14 protein-coding genes are annotated in these 19583 nt (G+C 52.8%); 4 read left to right on the top strand and 10 right to left on the bottom strand.

What is annotated here, in order from left to right; genetic code table 11:
- Window positions 1-115 precede the first annotated feature (115 nt).
- Together MFFC18_RS25045 and MFFC18_RS17310 are read right to left on the bottom strand one after the other, a co-directional pair.
- The gene (locus MFFC18_RS25045; RefSeq protein ID WP_168211102.1) at window positions 116-1057 is read right to left on the bottom strand and encodes an HIRAN domain-containing protein; all 942 of its coding nucleotides are present in this window, start codon (window positions 1055-1057) and stop codon (window positions 116-118) included.
- Between the two features lie 578 nt (window positions 1058-1635).
- On the bottom strand, window positions 1636-3261 hold the full coding sequence (locus MFFC18_RS17310; protein ID WP_084416905.1) for a YifB family Mg chelatase-like AAA ATPase: 1626 nt from the start codon (window positions 3259-3261) through the stop codon (window positions 1636-1638).
- Window positions 3262-4060: 799 nt separating this feature from the next.
- Between MFFC18_RS17310 and MFFC18_RS17305 the strand changes: the two genes are divergently transcribed.
- Window positions 4061-4729, top strand: coding sequence for a hypothetical protein (locus MFFC18_RS17305; protein ID WP_075083094.1), 669 nt, complete (start codon window positions 4061-4063; stop codon window positions 4727-4729).
- A 208-nt stretch (window positions 4730-4937) separates the two neighbouring features.
- Here MFFC18_RS17305 and MFFC18_RS17300 read toward each other — a convergent pair whose 3' ends face one another.
- On the bottom strand, window positions 4938-6086 hold the full coding sequence (locus MFFC18_RS17300; RefSeq protein WP_075083095.1) for a thioredoxin family protein: 1149 nt from the start codon (window positions 6084-6086) through the stop codon (window positions 4938-4940).
- A 620-nt stretch (window positions 6087-6706) separates the two neighbouring features.
- On the opposite strand from MFFC18_RS17300, the gene MFFC18_RS17295 reads away from it, so the two are divergent.
- Window positions 6707-7555, top strand: a complete 849-nt coding sequence (locus MFFC18_RS17295; RefSeq protein ID WP_075086135.1) for a hypothetical protein — start codon at window positions 6707-6709, stop codon at window positions 7553-7555.
- A 269-nt stretch (window positions 7556-7824) separates the two neighbouring features.
- On the opposite strand, the gene nhaC is transcribed toward MFFC18_RS17295, so the two are convergent.
- From nhaC to MFFC18_RS17280, 3 genes are all read right to left on the bottom strand, one after another.
- Window positions 7825-9384, bottom strand: a complete 1560-nt coding sequence (gene nhaC / locus MFFC18_RS17290; protein ID WP_084417383.1) for a Na+/H+ antiporter NhaC — start codon at window positions 9382-9384, stop codon at window positions 7825-7827.
- A 224-nt stretch (window positions 9385-9608) separates the two neighbouring features.
- Complete coding sequence (locus tag MFFC18_RS17285) at window positions 9609-10919, bottom strand: sensor histidine kinase (RefSeq protein WP_148618952.1); 1311 nt, start codon at window positions 10917-10919, stop codon at window positions 9609-9611.
- Window positions 10920-11074: 155 nt separating this feature from the next.
- Window positions 11075-11677 carry a response regulator gene (locus tag MFFC18_RS17280; protein ID WP_075086337.1) on the bottom strand — a complete coding sequence of 201 codons (603 nt, stop codon included), beginning with the start codon at window positions 11675-11677 and terminating at the stop codon, window positions 11075-11077.
- A gap of 429 nt (window positions 11678-12106) precedes the next feature.
- Between MFFC18_RS17280 and MFFC18_RS17275 the strand changes: the two genes are divergently transcribed.
- Window positions 12107-13024: a DUF6655 family protein gene (locus tag MFFC18_RS17275; RefSeq protein WP_075086137.1), complete on the top strand. Its 918-nt coding sequence runs from the start codon at window positions 12107-12109 to the stop codon at window positions 13022-13024.
- Between the two features lie 19 nt (window positions 13025-13043).
- Here MFFC18_RS17275 and mnmG read toward each other — a convergent pair whose 3' ends face one another.
- Entirely contained in the window at window positions 13044-14873 is a 1830-nt protein-coding gene (gene mnmG / locus MFFC18_RS17270; RefSeq protein WP_075086338.1) for a tRNA uridine-5-carboxymethylaminomethyl(34) synthesis enzyme MnmG, read from the bottom strand.
- A 159-nt stretch (window positions 14874-15032) separates the two neighbouring features.
- Between mnmG and MFFC18_RS17265 the strand changes: the two genes are divergently transcribed.
- Window positions 15033-15977, top strand: coding sequence for a TIM barrel protein (locus MFFC18_RS17265; RefSeq protein WP_202907586.1), 945 nt, complete (start codon window positions 15033-15035; stop codon window positions 15975-15977).
- 164 nt (window positions 15978-16141) lie between these two features.
- On the opposite strand, the gene MFFC18_RS17260 is transcribed toward MFFC18_RS17265, so the two are convergent.
- The 3 genes from MFFC18_RS17260 to MFFC18_RS17250 all read right to left on the bottom strand — a co-directional run bounded on the left by MFFC18_RS17260 (window position 16142) and on the right by MFFC18_RS17250 (window position 18905).
- Entirely contained in the window at window positions 16142-17116 is a 975-nt protein-coding gene (locus MFFC18_RS17260; RefSeq protein ID WP_075086138.1) for an aldo/keto reductase, read from the bottom strand.
- 141 nt (window positions 17117-17257) lie between these two features.
- Window positions 17258-17770 carry a hypothetical protein gene (locus MFFC18_RS17255; RefSeq protein ID WP_075086139.1) on the bottom strand — a complete coding sequence of 171 codons (513 nt, stop codon included), beginning with the start codon at window positions 17768-17770 and terminating at the stop codon, window positions 17258-17260.
- A 79-nt stretch (window positions 17771-17849) separates the two neighbouring features.
- The gene (locus MFFC18_RS17250) at window positions 17850-18905 is read right to left on the bottom strand and encodes a DUF1559 family PulG-like putative transporter (RefSeq protein ID WP_075086140.1); all 1056 of its coding nucleotides are present in this window, start codon (window positions 18903-18905) and stop codon (window positions 17850-17852) included.
- Window positions 18906-19583: the final 678 nt, after the last annotated feature.

Here is a 19583-nt window from a genome sequence, read left to right as displayed (position 1 = left end):
TGACGCCAACGATCTTGGATGACCGATTGGAAGCAATGCCGGATTATCAAGGCGTTCCGATGCACTGCGTAAATAATGTGCCGGACTCAGGCGTACATGGCACCCAGATACTGACCTATTGTTCGAACACTGCAACAATAAGGCAGTTGTCTGACCGTATTCGAAGAACGTTTGCTGTGTAGCCTTTGCCGCGATCCATAAGGCCAGCAAACCATGCTGCAACGTCTTTCTTCAGGTATCCAAGGCTCTTGCCGTAGGAGTTTCGAACCTCAACCGCGTTTCGATCATTGCTATTTGTTGGCTCGCGAACAAGTTGTAGCGGCTCGTTCTTGGCGAGCTTTTGGATCCAGTAACTTCGGTCTCCAATGTGTTCACCCACAACACGAAATGTAAACCTCGGCTCTGGGTTTGTCTTGGGGAAAACGGACTTGATGTTTTTTGATTCGCTTTCCGGACTCGCGACAACTTCAGCGTCTACAACCTGTTCTGGAATTAGGCAAGTCGTTGGTAGAAAACCCTGAACGGGTAGATTGATTAGGATTCTTTTCAAAAGTAAGGCAAATTCTAATCCTTCAGGTTCGTTCTCTATTTCAAACTTGAAAAATAGACTTTTGCCAGTTGATCGACTGCAAAAGATTCCGTCAGCAAAGACTTCAATTCTTTGAATCGAACTGTGAGTTGCTTTTCTCGATTCAAAACTGGAGTCGAACAGAATTCTCTTGGACGTAAGCATCGCGTATCCTCGTCCAATGCTTTTCAAGTAATTGTCGCCGCTGACCCAAATACCCTTGGGCCTTTTCAGCTGTACGATTTCGTTCCACTCGACTTCCTGCCTGGCCAGCACCCTTTCATTTTTTTGCAAGTTTACCGATGCATCAATCTCTGGGAACTCCGCTAGTTCCGTCATGTTCAACCGGTAGGCTTGTCGGCTTAACTTAAGTGCTAATTGCTTCTCTGACGTGAGTTTGATTTTGGTCTCCAAGCCGACTGCAAAGGAGTTGATTCGCTTTTCTTCGTCAGGTGAAAGAATGCCATCTTCCAAAGCGTCATCGATCAATGATTCGACGAGTCCGTCAACCTCTGTCGTCAGGATTTCGTTTACAACGGACAGATCAAGTTTTGCCTTTGAAGCGAATTGTTCAATCGTTGATTTTTCGTCTGACGAAAGAATCCCGTCTGAGATTGCTTGTTGAATAAACTTGCGGAGACGATTCTTGTTTTCCTTATCCGTGTTCGCCTTTCTTTCGGCGATGTGTTCGAGTCTTAAAGTTTCGGCTTCGACGATTTTTGCCATCTGCTGAACTGGTGCCAACAATTGAGTGTTGAACACGACCCATTCGTTTGCAGTGAATTTCGCAGACTTGACCTCGCAGCTTCGCGTTAGTGCGCCATTTTTGTGCATCGACAACAAGTCAATGTCGGACATCGGGCCGACGGTATCTGAAAGTATGAGTTTTTTCGGCACTTTTACCCACCAAGTGGATGAAAGTTCTGACCTGATGTCGCGAGTCGTATTGGGTAGCAAGAAGACTACAGAGTTACATTTTCCACATTTCGCTCTTCGCCCTTCGCTGGTCGTCGCATACTTCATCTTGGTGTTGCAAAACGAACAAATGTGTATTCTTTCCGATGCAGTCATTTGAGTCCTTCTCGCAACAATCCACCAATAACGAACGATGATGCTTCCATTACATGTTCATCAAGAATTGTCTCTTCACCCACGAGGTCAGCGATCGTACGCGAAACCTTTGCCAATCGGTCCATGTTGCGAGTTGACAGCCCACTACTTTCGATGACCGACTTAAATTTTTCAAAGCCGACAGGAGAGAATTCGCAATAGTCTTCCATGCAACCACCCGGAATGGCAGCGTTGAATGGAATGTCGCTATTGCGAAACCTCTCCGTCTGGATCGATCTCGCCGATTCAACTCTCTTTCGAATGTTCGAAGATTGGTTCTCCTTGGCCTTGGCGAACCGTTCATCAGTTGTCAAAGGTCGCAGTTCGACCTGCAAGTCAATGCGGTCGCATAGTGGACCACTGATTTTGTCTTGGTACTTCTTGATTTGTTTTCCTGTGCAATCGCATCGGTCAGTTGGTGAGTATCCGCAGGGGCAAGGGTTCATTGCCGCAAGCAACGTAAAGTCACAAGGGAAATTCAACATGGCATCCACTCGCGAAATGCTAATGTTTCGATTCTCCAAGGGTTGCCGCAAAGACTCCAGAGACCTTCGGCTAAATTCGGGAAGTTCATCCAAGAACAAAACCCCAAGGTGTGCCAATGTAATTTCACCTGGGCTAGGGGTACCAGACCCGCCTCCGATCAACGCCGCCATGGAAGTGCCATGGTGCACGTCTCTCAGCGGGCGTCTGGTGACGGCAAGTCCATCTGATTCCAATCTTCCAGTCGCCGAGTATATACGAGTTAATTCAACTTTTTCCTTTGCCGATAATCTTGGTAAGATACCCGGAAGGGCTTTTGCAATTAGTGACTTCCCTTCGCCGGGTGGTCCAATCAATAACAAGTTGTGACCACCTGCAGCGCAAATTTCCGCTGCTCGCTTCGCTTTCTCTTGACCACGGATGCGCCCGAAATCCGGGGCTTTTTCAATGGCATTCTCGAAAGACAATTTTTCGTTTAATGCATTCTTAAGTTTCTTGCGTCCGTGAAAAAACTCGATGACTTCATCGAGCGTTTCTACGGGATATATCGAACATCCTTCATGGCCGCTCTTGGCCAAAATCAATGCGCATTCTCTTTCGTTTCCTTTTGGGACTATTAATGATTGGCCCGGTTTCGCCTCGAAAGCTACTGAAAGTGCGCCGGGAACTCTACGTACCTCTCCGTGGAGCCCAAGTTCTCCCATCAGAACGAACTGCTGCTCGCGTTGGTCTGCCAAGTCCGGAAGTATCCCGCATGCCTGAAGTAAGATTATGGCGAGTGGAAGGTCGAGCCAAGTTCCTCTCTTGGGCAAGTCAGCGGGTGCCAAATTGATAAGCACCTCTACGTCTGTTGTTTGAATGCCTAGTTTTGAGAACGCACCCTCGATGCGCATTCTCGCTTCCTGAATCGCTGGCCCAGCCATGCCCGTAATTCGAAAGGATTCAGCAATTGGGCGAGGAGAGTATGTTACCTCGATCGCCCTGGCCTGTAACTCAATGAGGTATCCGTCTAAGCCGAATAGGATTCCACCGGTGAGAGTATGGTCGCGTTTCAGCAAATGGCCGTGAATTCTTTTGCGCTCTTCTAGTTTCCAATTCATGTGGTTTCTCAGAATTTTAACTTGTGCAATTTGCCGTTTTTATTGGCCCAAGTGCAATTGAGCCCCGCCACCGCGACGCCCTGTCCTGCCATGATATTCATGTCGGACATGTCTTGAAGAATCCAACCGCAGGCATCTAGCTGGCGGTCGATTTGTTCGCGGGCTCGGTCTTCGGGAGTCAAGAAATACAGTCAGTGGTTAGCGTCAAAATTTTGCCAGCGGCTATTGTAACCGAATCATCGATTAAGGTAATCGATGCGGGATGCTGGTTGCGATCGCCAAACGATTTCATGAGACTGGTTTCATCGCTGCTTTAATCGGCAGGCAATAGGCTCAACTCTTTCGCAAACCAGCGCTACTGATTCGGAAGTTAGGCAACGCGGATAAACCATCTACCCAAATCGCGCAGAGGTCTTCGTAACTGGCCACGCGATTTAGCCAAACGACAAAACGATTTAAAAAGATGGCCAAACCATTTAGCTAAATGGTGCGAGGATTTAGCCTAATCATTTGATGGCTTGCCCTGGTAAAGTTTGCATCCGTTGAGTCGTAACGGATTGCTCGCGAAACGGAGGGCATTCCTCGCTGCCCTGATGTCCGTGGAAGCACGACGCGGCGCCAATTTTGAGACGCCCCAAGGGTTCTCCGCCTGCGACAGGTTTTCTTTTCTCGCCGCGCAAAACAGGGTCGTAGCGTACAGGGCTCGGCAGGCATTTGGGTTTGTGGGGTGATGACGTCCCGGAAAGACGCATCTGATTTTTGAAAGGATGTGCCCCCTAACTTTCTTTGGGAAAATAACATGACTACGAACTCCTACGTACCCGCTGCCGATGGCAAATTCGATCTGTTCGCGAACAACTTCGTCAGCACCATCAAAGCCGATCCGACTACCTTTGACATGACGACCGAGTCCATCACGGAACTCGAATCGCTGCTGACCGAATGGGATGACGCCTACTTCGGTTCGCAAGCCAAACGCGATGAGGCTCTGGCCGCGGTGACGGAAAAAGAGCAAAACCGTGTTGAGCTGGAAAAGCGGATTCGACACGCGGCGAAACTGATTCAGGCAAACACCAACATCAGCAATGAGGCTCGCCGCAAAGCCGGTTTGCCGGTCCATAGCGAAACTCGCAAACCCGTTCCGGCGCCGTCCACGTTCCCGATCGCGTTCGTCGAGCAAAAAGCGGCGTTGCAACACGATTTGCGGTGGGTCGATTCGGCGACTCCAACGCGTCGGGCTCGCCCGGCTGTGGCCAGCGGTTGTGAGGTCTACGTTTACATCGGTGCATCGCTGCCGACGGATTTCGATGCCTTCAAGTTCATTGGCATCAGCTCAAAATCGCCGCGTCGGCTGGATTTCGATCAGGCAGATTGCGGCCAGACGGCGTTCTATCGCCTCCGCTGGATCAACAACAAAGGCCAAACAGGTCCCTGGAGCGAAGTCGTTTCGGCCACGATTTTTGGCTAATCGCCAGTCCGCGTTTCGATGTATGTCGTACCGGGCTTTCACCGGAAGTCGATCCGTTCGGCTTCCGTCTGAAGGCGGGTGGTTGGCGTGCGCGAGTACGAGCACGACGCGGCAGCGAGTGAGTCCGCTGGTTGTTCGTTTGCGTTGTCGGGTTGGCTTATGTAGTCATCTACTCACACACTTGCTCACTCGCTGGCGCTTCGGCCGTTTACTCTTTCATCCAATCGGGTGTCTCGGGCAACGATTGCATCAGCCTGGCGATATCCGCTTCCGTCATCTTCTCCGCGGTCGATTCGAGCATTTTCTTGAAGTGTGCCTTTTGGTAGCGGGCTCTCGGAAACGCGATGTTTCCTTTGGGTGACATGCCGCTGGCCAGCAATTCGCCGTCCGCAGACAACATCACCATCCAGGGGATCCCGCTAAAATCTGGCCCATACTTTTCTTTAATTTGGTCCGCGTTCGCCATCCGCGTATCCGTTTTCACATAGACAAAATCTTTCTCGATCACTTCTTTGTGACTGTTCAAATAGCGAGAAAGCAGGATGCATGGACCGCAGGACGGACCGCCCATCTGCAACAGCACTTTTCTTTTGCTTTTCCTGGCGGCGCGCAGGCCATCTTGCAGCAAGGCCGTAGCGTCAGCAAATCCTTTCGAATTCTCCTTCGCAAACCCGGTCAATGTTTCCAGGCTGCTTTCGTCCCACGTCTCGAATTCCATTTGAGCAACAGGCTCTCCTGTTTCAGTCACGATCGACAATGTCGCCCCCAACTCAGGCGGTGCCTGGATGCCCTTGTCCTTGAGTTCGGACGCTTTTGCCCTCGGCACGTACTGAACGATGTAGTTGTTATCAACCAGCTTTTGCAACTGCGATTGGTCACTCAGAGCTTGATGGAATCGATCCGAAAACATCGAGTCCGCGTCAGTGCAAACCAGGATCACACGCTCCCCTCCGATTTCAGCAAGTTCCAGATTCTTTGCCAATCGGCTATTCACATCATGCTCTGCAAACGCACTCATCCGCTGGAGTAAGGATGAAATCCTGTTCGCCAATTCGGGGTTTCTACTTCGAGGTGCGATCAGTATGAGGCTTTCGTTCTCGGCAGTCGCAATCAGCCTTGCTTTGTCGGACTTCCATAATTCAGGCTCTATTTCATTCTTGATTCGTGACAACACGACCGATCCATCAAATACCGGATTCTTTTCCTTGTCCAAACTCCAGACCGGCAGTTCGCCAATGGAAAACGCGACCGCCATCATGAGGTCAGGCTTGGGCGTTTCCTGGCTGATCGCGATACTTGAGCCCACGAAGGTTGCCAGCCAGAAGGTAGACGTCGCAATAATGGTCGAACGAGTCATGTGAGATCCGTGTGAACAATTTGGAACCTGAAAAGCAGGCAATAGTCTATCAAAGTTCGCGTGGCAAAATTCGGTTCGATGGTTTAGACAATCCACGTTCACGCAGGGACGGACCATTGAGCGATGTTATCGCGGCAACGATCTTTTGACTTGATCCAGTATTTTCGTTAAACGATGTTTGGCGGGTCGAGCTTTAGCCGGAAGGCAGGCAGTTTCCGCCTGAGGCCGGTACAACGAACCGCGGCACTGTAAACTTTCACGAATGTGCACAGTTTCCAATTTAGGTTGGAACGAAAATATGACCGACGCGTAAGCGTAATAGCTAAACTTCTCATTCCCTCGTAGAACCGCTTTCAAAACTTTGTGGATGCAGCGTTTCGCCGCAGTTGGTACAAGTAATACTGTGGCGAGACGCCGCAGCCACTAACAAGTGATCGGTTTTGAAACCAGGCACTGTTTGAAAAATTGATTTTCATGTCGTCATCACGGCCAAACATGAGCGGCGAGGCGCTAGCCGCCGTTAAACAGCGCAACGGACTGGCGGCTAGCGCCTTGCCGCTCACGTTTACCAAACAGTGTCTGGCACGTGTATGAACCCCATGATCTGATTGGAGAATTTAATGCTGCGTATACTTTCATTGCTTTCGATTGGAATTCTCATTGTTCTTGCGGCAATCTATCTGTTCGCAGGTAAGGGGCAGCAGGTTGCGGGGAATGCAACGCAGATCAAATCTACCGCCGTGAATTCGCAGGAGCAGACGGAAGAGCGTGGCGTTGAGGAATTGTCACTATCCCTCAACGAGAACTCGACCCTGTTCCGGCGAAGCATCAGCATGGCTGCGATGGGCTCGGGGACGACAGACTTTAAGATAAAGGGAGTTCTGGCGGATCGAAGAGTTGCCAGGCTATACGTGCATCTTGATCGAATGGATGCCGATGCTGCGGCAATTCAGGCAAGCGAGTGGTTCGATCGTTCCTTCGAAACCTACAGTAAGGCGTGGAAGGACGCTGGAATTGTGCCAGCCAACGAAATCTACGCTCCCCACGCTCACTTGTTTTTGTGCTCGGAGTTTTGCTCGCCTGAAACGGTGTTGGCGAAGGTGGACGAATGGAATCGTTGGTACGAGGAGGACAACGATTCAAAGATTGGCTCGAACGTGGACAGCCTGTTTTCAATCAACCTCCAGCTGAACGTGGTTGGACGTGCCGAGGGCTGGTCGATCGACGAGTTGAATGATTTTTTGGCCGTGACGCTGGGGCCGCGATTCGCTGCGGCGGGGGACGGTCCGCCAAAGCTGGCGTTGGGACAGCTAACAGCGCCGGAGCAGACGTTGGACCAGGATGATCCTCTGGCTTTGGTGCCAGAGTTCTCAGATCCATCCTTGCTGGTCGATCCTCGCCGAGAGGAACTTGTTCTCAAGTTTCTCCGTGACATCCTCCGCGACTTTGTACTGAAGTCAAAGGCCTAAAACGCGTTTCAAATCAGCGTCCGTCGAAACGGCATTCGTGAACTGTCGCTCAGTTTAGGCACTGTTCGATAAATTGATTTTCATGTCATCATCACGGCCAAACATGAGCGGCACGGCGCTAGCCGCCGTTAAACAGCGCAACGGACCGGCGGCTAGCGCCGTGCCGCTCACATTTACCAAACAGTGCCTGGCCGGATCTATCTATTCGAGATGCTGTGAGCATTCTTGGCGCTGCGTGTAAAAGTTGCCGCCCAAAAATCAACTGGCTTTTAGCGTCCCGTTGCGTCGAGCACATGGTCATCGTTGTCCGGGTTGCCCTGAGTCAGTTTCGCGATCTTGAAACCGGCGGCGGCGACCAGCATCGTCATGAGCGGGCTGAGGATGTTGAAGAAACAGTACGGCAAGTAAGCCAACGTTTCGACACCCAAAACCGTCGACTGAGCCGCACCGCAGGTGTTCCACGGAACCAGAACGGATGTTACCGTGCCGGCGTCTTCGAGTGTTCGCGAAAGGTTCTCCGGAGCGAGGCCACGTTCCTGGTAGGTCTTGCGAAACATGCGGCCCGGAACCACGATCGCCAGGTACTGATCCGACGCCGTCACGTTCAGGAACAGGCAACTGCCGGTCGTCGTCGCAACCAGTGAAGCCGTCGAATTGGCCACGCTGACCAACGGACGAGTGATCCGCTGCAACAAACCTGTGGCTTCCATCACGCCGCCGAAACACATCGCGCAAATGATTAACCAAACCGTGTTCATCATCCCGTACATGCCCTTGGCCTGCATCAGTTTCTGAGCCGGTTCGAAATCCGTTGCGACTTCGATGCTGTCCTTCATCGCGTTGACGACCGCCATGTAAGAGCTCTCCAGATAGTTGGCTCCGGCGCCGATCTCGCGGACGACTTCGGGCTGCATCACGATCGCGCACACGCCGCCCAAAACGGAGCCGCAAAACAACGCCACAACCGCGTCGAATTTCATCGCAACCAAAACCAGCGTCGCCAGCGGAACCAACATCAACCACAACGAGATATTGAACTTTTCCGACAACGCCGCCACCAATTCGCCTGACTGATCCGTCGGGCCGGAAACATCGTTCGACATTCCGATCGCCAGAAACGCAATCAGCGTGATCACAATGCTGGGCACCGTCGTCCAGGCCATGTAACGGATGTGCGTGAACAAGTCCGTGCCGGCCATCGCCGGCGCGAGGTTGGTGGTGTCCGACAGCGGAGACATCTTGTCGCCGAAATAGGCTCCGGAAATGATGGCTCCGGCCGTGATCGCGTTGTTGAAACCCAGTGCTTGCCCGATGCCCAGAAGCGCGATTCCGACCGTGGCGATCGTCGACCATGAGCTTCCTGTGATCACCGAAACGAGGGAACAGATCACGACGCAGGCAAACAGAAACGTGCCGGGGCTGAGAATTTGCAACCCGTAGCAAACCATCGCCGGCACGACTCCGCTAAGCATCCACGTTCCGGCCAGAGCCCCGATCATCAGCAGGATCAGGATGGCGTTGAGTGCCGAACCGATGCTGGCGTTGATGCCCTCGAGCATCTTGTTGAATGGGACTTTCAGGATCCATCCAAACAGCCCGGCGGTGACCGCGGCGACGACCAGTGCGATCTGGTTGGGGCCGTAGGTTGCGTCGTCTTTATAGAAGTAAACGTTGACCGCCAGCAGCGCGATCAGGACGACGACCGGGACGAAGGCATACCACAGCGGGATGGAATCGATGTGCTCGTCGCTGACCGTCAGGAAGTCGGGAAGGTCGGGCGTTGGGGGATTGGTTTTGGAGGGAGACGAGTACGGATTGTCTTTGCTCATGTATTGACCTGGCCGCGGAAGTAGTTTGTGCACGACTCAAGATAGCAAAAGTGATGCAGGCTTGCAGCGGGCGGACCGGGAGCATCGTCGGCGTGGGACGCGGGCATCGTTGCCCTTCGGTTTGCCGACGTTGTTCCGGCGGCGTCGACGTGGCTTGGACAGCAGCGGTTGGGGCCGCTATCCAACGGGTATCGGTGCCGCTATTCCAGCGGGTATTCGTGCCGCTATTCCAGCGGCAGGCGCAGATCGAAAACCGTCCGCAGGTCTCCAGCGTCGACGCGATGAGTCAACGATCCGCCGTGCAGATTCGCGATCCGCCAGGACTTCGACAGCCCAAAACCGAGGCCTCGTCCTGCTTCGCGGCCCGAGTAAAACGGATCGAAGAGATGTTGCTGAACTTCTTCGCTGATGCCGACGCCGTTGTCCGAAACGGAAAAGCACATCATCCCGTCGTCGCGCGAAATTCGAATCTCAATCTCGCCATCGTCGTGACGAATCGCTTCGGCCGCGTTCTGGATCAGACACGCCAGGACGACTTTGATTTGAGTCGGATCAAACGTCGCCCGCTCAATCCGGTCGGCAACCATTGCCGTCACCGAGGCCCCTGATCGAATCAGCGGCAACAGGTTGGCTTCGCATTCGCGAATCAGTTTGCTGACCATCAGCCGAACGTCAACAGACTCGACACGCAATTCCGGAGGATGCGCGAACAGCATCATGTCGGAGATCATATCGTGGGCTCGCATCGCCTGTTCATGCATCACGGCCAGTTGAAACCGACGGTCCGGATCGGTTTCTTCGGCCAGCATCGTATGCGCCCGCGTTGCCACGTTGGCCAACGGATTGTTGATCTCGTGGCTGGCCCCGTAGGCCAACTGTTTCATGGCAGCCAGTTTGGCGTCGAGTAGTTTTGCTTCGAACTGTTTCTTTGACGCCAGACGATCTGAAAGCAAGCCAACCACTGCCGCGTTAGCATCGTCGCAACGATGACTGGCAGAAGTGTCCGGCCATTTGCTGTTCGATGGCTTGATGCGATGAACGCGAAACGATTCGACAAACATCGATTCGATCAGCGTCTTGACGGCAGACTTGCGCGGGCGTTCATTCTTCGGCAGCACGTGTTTGTTAATCACGCGGACGAACTTCGACAGCGACTTGGCCAGCTGCTTTCGGTTTTTGGCACGAAAGAAGTTTTCAACTGCCTCGTCGGTATCCCATTCGAACGAATCCGCTGAACAGGTTTGCACATCGACGACGTGGCCCAGAGCCGTATCGATCGCGTTGCTCTCACAGAAACAATGGTCCAGCCGCGAAAGCAGTTGGACCATCGATTGAATCGGAGCACCACTGCAGTCAACCGCTCGGGAGATCGCGATCAACAGCAAAGATGGATTGGAGCGGATCAGTTCGGCAAGCTTGTCGGACGAAATCCGATTCTGGGATGCCGCGATCCACTGAGTCAATTGTGATTCAGGACACGGCAGCGATGCACTGATGCGCTGCCCCTGCGGTCCTCGAAGTTCAGTCTTGAGCAAAAACAAGTTTCGACGCCCGTGTCAAAATCCGTATTTGAAGGTGGGTAGTAACAGGTTTTTGCCGCGTTGGCAGGCTGCACTTCTGTTGCAACGCCCCTGGCGGAACCATTCCAACCGACGACGGTGATACTACGAACCCAGGTCTTGAATCGGTTCTAGCCCTGAGTGCCGGTTGCCGCACCGACTGGATCCATTTCCAGCATCTGGCACGAACGCTCGACCAGTTTTTCGACATCGAATGGCTTGTTCATAAAGTCATCCGCACCGGCCATCAGCAAGTCCTGAATCTTGTCCTGCTCCACCATTCCCGAGATGCAAATGATCTTCAGGCTCTTCATGGTGTCGTCGCTGCGGACGCGTTGGCAGACTTCTTTACCGTTGATATCCGGGAGCATGACGTCCAGGATCACAAGGTCAGGGCGAAACTCCCGGACCAACATTCCCGCGTCGAAGCCGTTGTTCGCGGACTTGATTTCGAAGCGATTGTCTCGCGCGAAAGAGTCCATCAACAGCTCAACCAAATCCACATCGTCATCCACGATCAGCAGCTTACGCTTACCGCTTTCGAGTGCTTCGGTCGGAATGCCGTTTTCTTTCATGAACGAATACAGGTGATCTCGCGGAATGCGACGAAAGCGGCTGCCGGGAACGCGGAACCCTTTAAGACTGCCGTTGTCGAAGCAACGAATGATCGTTTGCTGACTCACTTTGCAAATTTTTGCAGCTTCGCCAGTCGTAAACACTGTTTTAGTAGTCATGGGTCCATCCTCTCCCTGGGTGGTCGACGCGTTTCTATTGAACGCAACGAATTGAAATTTCACATTCCATTGATAGAGCCGAAACAACAAATTGTTTCCATCGTTCGCAAAGCAGCCAACTGTTGTAGCTTGCGAACACGCTCCAGTTGGCAACGCCGACCGTCTCTTCCGAGCTTGCCGACTTTGCCAACGCAGCGGATTATGAACAGACTGCCAAACTCGGTCAATATTGATATGCCAACGCAAATTGCCAAAGTGACAGCAGTTTGAACCGGCTGCCAAAATGCTGGCTAACTTTGAAAAATGACTTTGGGCCGAGTGTCCACTTTGCTAAGGTCCGCCCGAACAGGACTCACTCGCACAGAATTAGAAGCCATCTTGGACGCCACGTTTAAAACTTTAAGTTCCAGGCAACGGACAGCTCGAACGATGCGATTGACGCATCGCGCCGCAGTTGGATTGATGTTGCTCGTCGCAGTTACATCGATGTCGATGATCGGCTGTGGCACAACCACCAGCCGCACGGGAACGGAACAGCTTTTGATTTCCGACGCCGTCGACAAGGCCGTGGACCGGATCGATTTCTCTGCGCTCAACGGAGTGAAAGTCTATCTGGACTCGCGTTACATTTCTTCGCTGAAGACAAACCTGTTCATCGATTCGAACTACGTCATCAGTTCGCTGCGTCAACAACTTACATCGTCCGGTGCTCTGATTCAGGACGATCGCGAGCAAGCCACTTTGATCGTCGAGCCACGCGTCGGCGCGTTGGGAGCCGACGGCCACGATGTGACTTACGGCGTTCCGCAATCCGGAGCGTTGAGTTCCGCGGTGAGCGTCGTTTCCGGAAGCTCGATTCCTTCGATCCCGGAAATCTCTCTCGGCCGCACCGATGCTCAGTCTGGAGTCGCGAAACTGGTCGTGTTCGCCTACGACCGCGAAACTCGCGAACCGATTTGGCAGTCAGGACTGGCCAAAGCCGAAAGCACCAGCAGCAACACTTGGATTCTTGGTGCGGGTCCGTTTCAACGCGGCTCGATCCATAAAGGCGTCAAGTTCGCGGGCCGTAAAATTGATCCGCCAGCTCACCCGACGCATCAGAACATGCTCAACGAAGAAGAACTCTACATTCCGTCGGAGCTGCATTTCGACCAGGCGTTTCTGTTCAAGCAGAATCCCGGCCGCGAGGATGAGGAAGAGGCCGAAGAAAGCGATGTCGCGCAGGCCAGCTTTGAAAAGGAAGACGACAAAGCCGACGGCGAGGGCAAGAGTTCCGCAAAAGATGGCAAGCAGAAACCAGCCGCGAAGAAAGACTCCAAAGTCAAACAGGCGGGCGGCGGCAAGTGAGGCGATCTCAGTCCCGCATCTATCGCGAACGTGACTCCAGCTTCAACATCACTTGGTCAATGTCCGCCCGTGTGATGCCGCTGATTCGCTGAGCCTGATCGATGTTTGCTGGCCGGAACTTTGTAAGTTTCTCTTTCGCTTCGCGACGCAAATGAGTCATCGCTTCGTAGTCGAAGTGGTCCGGGATTTTCTTTTCTGCCAGGCGGCGCCGACGGTCGATCATCGTTTGTTGTCGCGTCACGTATCCCGAATACTTCACGTCGTAAGTGACTTGCTGATGCACGTCGGAGTCGACTGTTGCAAGCTCGGGGCAGAACGGGACCAGCTCCTCCCACACCGTTTCCGGGCGGCGAAGCAAGTGCTCCAGCGTGATGTTGTCGCCAGTCCGTTTCTTGGCGATCAGCTCGCGAATTTGCGTGATCTCGGACTCTTTGGCTTCGATCTCCTGAGCCCGGATCGCGTCGACCAGACCGAAGTCTGCGGCGATCTTCGTCAGGCGACGATCCGCATTGTCCTGACGCAGCAGCAAACGAAAGTCCGCGCGGCTGGTGAACATGCGATACGGTTCGTCAACACTGAGCGTCACCAAATCGTCGGCAAGCACGCCAATGTATGCCGCGCTGCGTTCAAGGATCAGCTCGCCACGATCGGAAACAGCAGCCGCAGCGTTGGCTCCTGCGATCAGCCCCTGGGCACCGGCTTCCTCATAGCCCGTCGTTCCGTTGATCTGGCCGGCGAAGTACAGCCCGCTGACCGTTTTTGTTTCCAGTGTCGGACGAAGTTGGTTCGGCGGGCAGAAATCATATTCCACCGCATAGCCGTAACGCATGATCTGTGCGTTCTCCAGTCCGGGAATCATTTTGAACATCTGGTCCTGGACGTCGCGCGGCAAACTGGTTGAGATTCCGTTCACGTAGACTTCCTGAGTCGAACGTCCTTCGGGCTCAAGAAACAGCTGGTGCCGATCGCGGTCTGCGAACTTGACAATTTTGTCTTCGATCGAAGGGCAATACCGCGGCCCCGAGCCATGGATCTGTCCGGTGTACATCGGCGCGCGATGCAAGTTGGCTTCGATCAGTTTATGAACGTCAGGGTTGGTGTGGGTGATCCAGCAAGGAATTTGCTCGACTGAAAAGTCCTTCGACAGAAATGAAAACGGCTGGGGCTGTTCATCGCCAGGCTGAATTTCCGTTTTGTCGTAGTCGATGGTGCGACTGTTGAGACGCGGCGGCGTTCCGGTTTTGAATCGAGCCAACTCAAAGCCCAAACGATTCAAAGCCGCGCTGATTCCGGTTGTCGTTCCTTCACCCGCACGGCCGCCTTTGATTTTCGATTCGCCGGTGTGCATCAACGCCGATAGAAACGTCCCGGTCGTCAGGATGACTGTCGGAGCCCGATACTCGAAATCGCCTTTGACACGGATGCCGATGATCTTCTGCCCGTCGGAAGTAGATTCAGTCAGCAAGTCTTCAACAATCTCCTGACGCAAGTCCAGGTTTTCCTGGGCTTCGATCTCGCATTTGATCCAGTGTTGGTACTCGCGTTTGTCGGCTTGAGCCCGTGGGCTGTGCATCGCCGGGCCTTTCCGCATGTTGAGCATACGAAACTGAATACCGGTCGCGTCGATCGCTCGTCCCATCAAACCGCCTAGCGCATCGATCTCACGAACGAGGTGACCTTTCGCCACGCCACCAATCGCCGGATTGCAGCTCATTTGCCCAACCGTATCAAGGTTTGTCGTCAACAGCGCGGTCTTGGCGCCCATCCGTGCCGCCGCCGCAGCAGCTTCCGTACCGGCGTGCCCTGCCCCGACAACGATGACGTCGTAGTGATATTGATTGGAGTTCATGAAGACTTTCGCTGCGACGGTATGAGTCGCCCATTTCGGCAAGTGCGAAGGCTCGGTGCCGCCGCATGATTTAGGCCTGCATTTTATGCTCGCCCGATAAAAAGCCAACGCAAATTCAGCTATAGTTTTGACTGAATCAAAACTTTCAGGAAATCACCAATGACCCATCGTCGCACATTTCTCAAAGCCGCCGCTGCCGGATCGGCGCTGACCGTTTTGGCCTCTGGCAAGATTGTGAACGCGTCGCAAACTTCTGCGCCGAAACGCAAGGGTAAATCAGCGATTCGGTACTGCCTGAACATGAGCACCGTTCGAGGTCACGAGCTTTCCGTTCCCGATCAAGTCAAACTCGCGGCCGACGCTGGCTATGACGCGATTGAACCATGGATCGGTGATCTGAAAAAGTTCGTCGATTCCGGTGGCTCATTGGTCGAGCTAAAACAGCAGATTGACGATAGCGGTTTGACTGTCGAAAGTGCCATCGGGTTCGCGCAATGGATTGTGGACGACGATGCGGCTCGTGCAACTGCACTCGACGCCGCCCGCGCGGATATGGAAATGCTCAAACAGATCGGCGGCAGACGAATTGCGGCTCCTCCAATCGGAGCTCATAAAACTGCCGGCCCGAATTTGGCGACGATCGCAGAACGCTATCGCAAGCTGTTAGAAATTGGTGCCGAAACGGGAGTCGTCCCGCAGTTGGAGCTTTGGGGTTTCTCAAAGACGCTGTCGAAACTTGGTGAGCTGGCCTACGTCGCGACCGAAGCCGGGCATCCTGACGCTTGCGTGTTGCCGGACTTCTATCACATCTATAAAGGCGGGTCGGATTTCGCCGGTTTGAAGATGATCGAAGCTTCAAGGATGCATGTTTTTCACATCAACGACTATCCCGATATGCCCCGCGAAACGATCGGCGACGAGCATCGAGTTTATCCGGGCGATGGCGTTTGTCCGCTGCCAGAGATCATTGGCGATTTGATCGACTCCGGTTTCGCAGGCTGCTTTTCGCTAGAGCTTTTCAATCGCGACTATTGGAAGCAGGACGCTGCAAAAGTCGCCGCAACCGGTTTGGAAAAAATGAAAGCAGTCGTCGCGAAGGCTTAGTTCAGCGTCGACACCAGTCTTGTGGTATCAGTAAAGCAGCATTTTTAGAAGAAGAAGCACCACGAGAATTCTTTGTGACGGTTGGAGGTCGGCACTGCGCCAGCGCCAATCAATGCTCAGGGTATGGCAGGGCCGCCGCGGTGCTGCGTGTTTTCTCAGTTGACCTATTCGTAGATCGGGAAAAACGTGTTGAATGCGGATTCGCAAAAGTCACCCGGATCGTTGAAGCGTCGATTCTGATTCAGTGAAGCGATCTGTTTCATCTCTTCATCGCTCAATTCAAAATCAAACACGTCCAGGTTCTCAACCAGCCGTTCCGGTTGCGAAGTTTTCGGAACAACCGCGGTGCCACGTTGAATGCCCCACCGCAAATGAACCTGCGCTGGCGTTTTCGAATACGCCGCAGCGATGTCTTTTACGATTGGATTTTCCAGTGTCGATTCGCTGCGGTCGGCAATTCCAAGCGAGTAGTACGATTCGCCGCCGAGGGGAGAAAACGCGGTGACTTCGATCGACTCCTGGCGACAATAGCGAAGTAGTTTTTCCTGCGTCAGCATCGGATGCAGTTCGACTTGGAGAAACGCAGGACGAATCGAGGCGTAGCTAAGCAGGTCTCTGATCAGCGAGCAGCCGAAATTGCAAACGCCAATGTTCTTGACCAGGCCACTTCGCTTCAGTTCTTCCATCGCTTCCCAGGTTTCACGAATCGGAACGTTAACCGGTTCAAGTTTTGGTTCGGCAGCATCAGGATCGAAAAACCACTCGGGCGGATAGCGTTCTTCGAAAGGAACAAACTTCGTGGCGATCGGAAAGTGGATCAGGTACAGGTCGAGATAATCCTGTTTCAGATCAGCCAATGTTTTTTCAATCGCCGGACGAACGTGTTCAGCTGCGTGGTAGCTGTTCCACAGTTTCGACGTAATCCACAGGTCTTCCCGTTGCACGCTTCCGTTAGAAATTGCGGCGTGAAGTCCGTCACCGACTTCAGACTCATTGCCGTAGTCGCAAGCACAGTCGAAATGTCGATAGCCGATTTCGATGGCTTTCTGCACAACGTCCGCGGCAACGTCCTTTTCAATTTTCCAGTTGCCGAGCCCAACGAGGGGCATCTGGCTGTTTCCAAGCGTAGTTTTGGACATCAATATTCCCGAGCAAAGCAAAAAAATCTGGATTCAGGATAGCAGTGGCGTTCGAATCAACCAACGTGCCATAAAAAAAGCCCCGCATGAAGCGGAGCTTGATCGTTAGTCGGTGTGAGAGCATCAAATGATGCCGTCGCGTTATTCAGAACCAGATTCGATGGCTTCCTTGTCCAATTCTTCTTCGATTTCTTTCAAACCACCGCCGCCACCCATCGGGCCGGCCTTGATTTTCCCCGTCCAATACTTGTCGTACGTTTCAGCGTCAACTTCCTGAGGCGGATCCAACGCGACGATTCGCATTCCGTCGACACCGACCGCTTCGAAGATGATGGCATGATTGAGATAGCCTTCGACTCCATATTTGACCTTAAACTCCTGGCCGTCTCGAGGATTCATGAACATGGACTCGACTTGTTCGTCAGTAATTTCCATCCGTTTTCTTCGCTTGATCGCACGCCGATCGGTCAGAAGAAAATTGACAAACTCTTCTTTGTCTTTTGGACCGACGTGAGCGTTGTCATCGAGATAGATAGAGTAGCAGTTCTTCAGCCGACTCAGATTCGTTTTGTTAAGTGCTGCCGACGTTGTTTTTTCTCCGCAACCGGCGAACAGAGTGCAGAGCAGAAGCAAGAGCGTGATCGACCTGATCATTTCAATTCCTCAGAGTAAAAAAATAGACTGGACGCGATACGCGCCCAGTCATCGATTTTCAGTGGACCTGTCGCATCAACTACAGTTCGTCGTTGACTTGGCCATCGGCACGAGCAACCCACTTGTACAGAATATCCCAACCAGTATCGATGTCGACTGAGTGAGTCGAGCCATCAGTATAAGCGGCTGAAACAGTTCCAGGGTGAGCACTACCAAAAGTTTGCTCGTTCTGAACTGAACCGTTGCTTGCCGGGTTGGCCATGTTCACGGTTCGGATCTCGCCATCTGCTTTAAGGTTCGGCTGCAGGAAGCGAAGTCCACCACCGTGGTAGCCAGGAGAGAAGATACCGTATGTGTCGCCAAGTGCTTTCCAGGCTGCATCAGTCGCACCGTCGTACTGACGAGCGTCAGCAGCTTTTTCCATGAACAGAATTGTGTTCGAAGAACCATCAGAGCAAGCACCGAAGCCGACTTTGCTGAGTTTTCTACCGATATCAGTTCCACCAGCTTCTTCAGCCGAAGGAACCATCATTCCTGGGTGACGTCCAAGATTGAGAGCAATAGCTTCCGGAGCACGCCAACCTGGATTGTCTGCTGTTCCGTCGCCGTACATCGTCGCACCTGCGTAATCGCTACATGCGTATACTTTACCGTTGACGTCCCACTGGCGTTGGCCACGTGATGGACAAGAGAACATCGGGATCGACTGCTCACTGACATAGAAGTCAGCTGGAGTCAGAAGACGATCGAGACCGAACTCAGTTCGCAATCGCTCAAGGTTTCCTTGCTCAGCAAATGGAGCAATTTGAAAAGTCCAGCTTGCAGTGCGAACAGGAGCGTTTGATCCGCCGACGCCATTCCAGTTCGAGCCGACTTTGCCGAAGTTGACAACTGGCTTCCATGAGTTTCCAGCACTCATGTCCAAACCGAACGTTGGGAAATCCATATGAGCTGATTCATAGTTCAAAGCTGCCAAAGCCTGCTGACGCATGTTGTTGAGACATTGCGTGCGACGTGCAGCTTCACGAACCTGTTGAACAGCTGGCAACAACATGCCGATCAGAATGCCGATGATCGCAATGACCACCAGCAATTCGACCAGCGTGAAGCCGCGTCGCTTTTGTGAAGACATCATAATTTTTCCTCGCGAGAATTTAAGATTTTAAAGAACACTTCAACTATACGGGGCTCAAGGCAATTAAGGCGGTGCATACACCGCAAGACCCCGGTTTTTGCAGTAAATGCTGTGTTAGCAGGTCTCCAGTGGGGAGGAAAACAATCCATAAATTAACTAGTGGCGGATCGTTGTCCTTTGTCTGTGTTTTAGGAGTGATTGGTCGACGCTGAATCGTGCTTAAACCCGAAATTGCCTATGGTTTTTGATCTGCCAGCATGGGATCGCGGTCATTTGGGTGCTTCAGTCGCTTAAGAAGGCCTTTCTGCGACAGATTTGGCGTCGTTGGAACGCTGGCGATCTGTGGATCAAATTGCCAATGGAATTCATATGGAGTCTGTTTGGGGGAATCGTCGTGGACACTTTTGCCCGGCAGTTCTTTCAAAATCGTTGTCGCTGGCTTGGGTCATCATTAATTTAGGGTGACCGTGCAAGTTGTTCTGATCGCTGATGCTCACAGGCAGAGCGTGTGACTGTTGCCGCTGATAATTCTGTGTGAGTACCAACGGCCGAACAAAACATCGTGTGCCCAATCTGAAATAAGCGATGCTCGTCCGATTTGCTCGGCAGCATTTCTCTGCACGTTGTTTCCCGTGTACTGGCCCGTCTTGTAACATGATGCTGTCTTTTTCTAACAAA

It is taken from the genome of Mariniblastus fucicola (genome assembly GCF_008087665.1).
GTDB classification, from domain to species: domain Bacteria; phylum Planctomycetota; class Planctomycetia; order Pirellulales; family Pirellulaceae; genus Mariniblastus; species Mariniblastus fucicola.
This window is presented reverse-complemented; position numbering and strand designations above follow the sequence as displayed.